Source organism: Geomonas sp., from assembly GCF_056994735.1.
Genome location: NZ_JBXKJL010000372.1, coordinates 1 through 1942, shown reverse-complemented (window position 1 = coordinate 1942; position 1942 = coordinate 1). Strand labels below are relative to the sequence as shown.

General features: G+C 57.7%; 3 protein-coding genes. 1 reads left to right on the top strand and 2 read right to left on the bottom strand.

The features are described 5' to 3' along the window. Positions 1–227 (top strand): hypothetical protein (locus AC11W3_RS16150; RefSeq protein ID WP_484093351.1); only part of this gene is annotated, 227 nt, incomplete at its 5' end. On the opposite strand, the gene AC11W3_RS16145 is transcribed toward AC11W3_RS16150, so the two are convergent. Further along, the gene (locus tag AC11W3_RS16145) at positions 184–516 is read right to left on the bottom strand and encodes a transposase (protein ID WP_484093350.1); all 333 of its coding nucleotides are present in this window, start codon (positions 514–516) and stop codon (positions 184–186) included. The genes AC11W3_RS16150 and AC11W3_RS16145 overlap by 44 nt on opposite strands. Continuing rightward, positions 489–1942, bottom strand: a 1454-nt coding sequence (locus AC11W3_RS16140) for an ISL3 family transposase (protein ID WP_484093349.1), incomplete at its 5' end; no start/stop codon positions are given. The genes AC11W3_RS16140 and AC11W3_RS16145, both read right to left, overlap by 28 nt.

Genomic DNA, 1942 nt, shown 5'->3' with positions numbered 1-1942 from the left:
GGCTCTCCCCAGCTTTTGATGAAACGAATATGGTAGCGTTTCGCGAAAAGAAACAAGAGGAAGAATCAAAGCAACAGAAACGTTCTGGTGGAGCTTGGTCATGCGCACGAGACCAGGAGAAAGTGGCCCAAGAAGCCCTCTTCCACCCCCGCGAAGCCTTCTTTCAGGTCCAGTCGGAGAGCATCAAGCCGCATGCAGTACACGGAGGCGCAGCAGGTCGAGGTTAGCACGCCCATACAGCTGGCGTTTAAGCAATTTGAGCCTCGTGATCTGTCCTTCCACCTGCCCAGTACTCCAAGGCTCGGTGAGGGTGGCTTGAACCGCCGGTAACTCTTTCTCCAGGCCCTGAGCAAAGCGCCGCAGTTCCTCATAGGGACACTCTTTGGCCCTCTCCAGCCAGGGAAGCAATGCCTCGCTTTGGCGTTCGCGGATCAGGCGAACCCGCGTCCTGGCCGAGCGCTGAGAGTGACGAAAGGCGTGGAGAGAGATCAAACAAGGCCTGCCGGTAGGCAGCATCCTTTGCGTTCAGATCCTCTGGCTGATGCAACAACAGCCATTTGACCTGCCAGGGTGTTCGGGTGGCAGGTACCCCCCGACGAGTCGAGGCGGCCACAGAGGACGAAGAAGAGGTCGGGGTCATGCCTGCTGGAAGGGGCCAGTTGCGCTACGCTCGTCCACACACTTTTGTAGCTGCCTGTGAAGCCCTGCTCTTGTAATTCGTGCCAGAGGGTTCGGATCATGACCTCTCCTTGTTGCCAGCGTTCTTCCAGATAGGCCCGGTAGGGTTCGACAGGAGAGGGATGCGGACTGCAGTAGTACGCCACAAACGTCGGCATCCGCAGATATTTGCGCACCGTATGCCGATGGAGGTGCAGACTCCTGATGATGTCTGCCTGTGTTTTCCCCTCTGCGGCCAGTTCATGCACCTGGTGATGCATCGCCATCTGCCAGGCCCGCCGAGGGCTGGGTGCGGGGGGCTTCCGCCGCGGAGGTTTTCGCCGCTGACTAGCAGGCTGGACAGACCCCGTTGGAGCCAAGGACGTCTGCTGGGTGTTCTGTTTCACCCGCTCGCCTGCCTGACGGAGCACGTCGATCTGTTGTGCCAACGTTTTCTGGATCACTTCTCCCCAGTTTTTGAGCACATGCCAGCGATCGAGGACTTGTTGGACGTGCGGGGCGCTTTTTGTGGCGGCTTTCCGATAACTGGCGCCTCGGTCACGACAGATCACCTCGACTCCAGCATGCCCGTCTAACCATTGGGTCAAGACCTCTTCATCGCTGCCCAACAGTACATCAACCGGTCGATGTTGCTCCAGGTCAACCAGGATGGTGCCAGTGGGGTGCTTCTGTTGAAATCCCCAGTCGTCCACACCGAGCACGCGAGGAGTGGGCAGTTCATCACCTCCGGTGCGACGAAGCTGCGCCAAGAGGGTCGCAGCACAAACTGGCATCGCCTGCTTCTGGCACAGGCGAGCACCCGCTTCCCCTCCCAGCGCCCATCCAATTTCCAGCAGCGCGTCACGCAGGCGGTTGGTGCGACGGGCAAATGCTTCGGTGAAGGCAGGAAGCCGTTCCGCGAAAATCTGACGAGGGCAAGACGTATTCGCACAGAAGAATCGCCGCACATGGAGAGAGATCTGTACACGCCTGCCGCTCAACGGCAGATCCTGCAGCATACGTTCGTAACGACTATGCACGCGACTGGTTGGTTCGCCACACAATGGGCAACGCCCTTCCGATTGCGTTGAGGCGACAACGAGGTTGATTTCTTCCCAGGTCATTTCCATATGCATCACCTGCAAACAGGTGTCTTCTGGGAACAGCCCTTTGACGAACCCTTCCAGCAGATTTCTTGGCAAGAGGAAAGAAGATGTTTTCATCATTCCTAGTTTACGCTTTTTCCTCTTGCCAGGTTTTGTTTCATCAAAAGCTGGGGAGAGCC

Excerpts from the sequence above, each read along its gene's own strand:
- AC11W3_RS16145 (WP_484093350.1), bottom strand. The coding sequence starts at position 516 with ATGCTGCCTACCGGCAGGCCTTGTTTGATCTCTCTCCACGCCTTTCGT.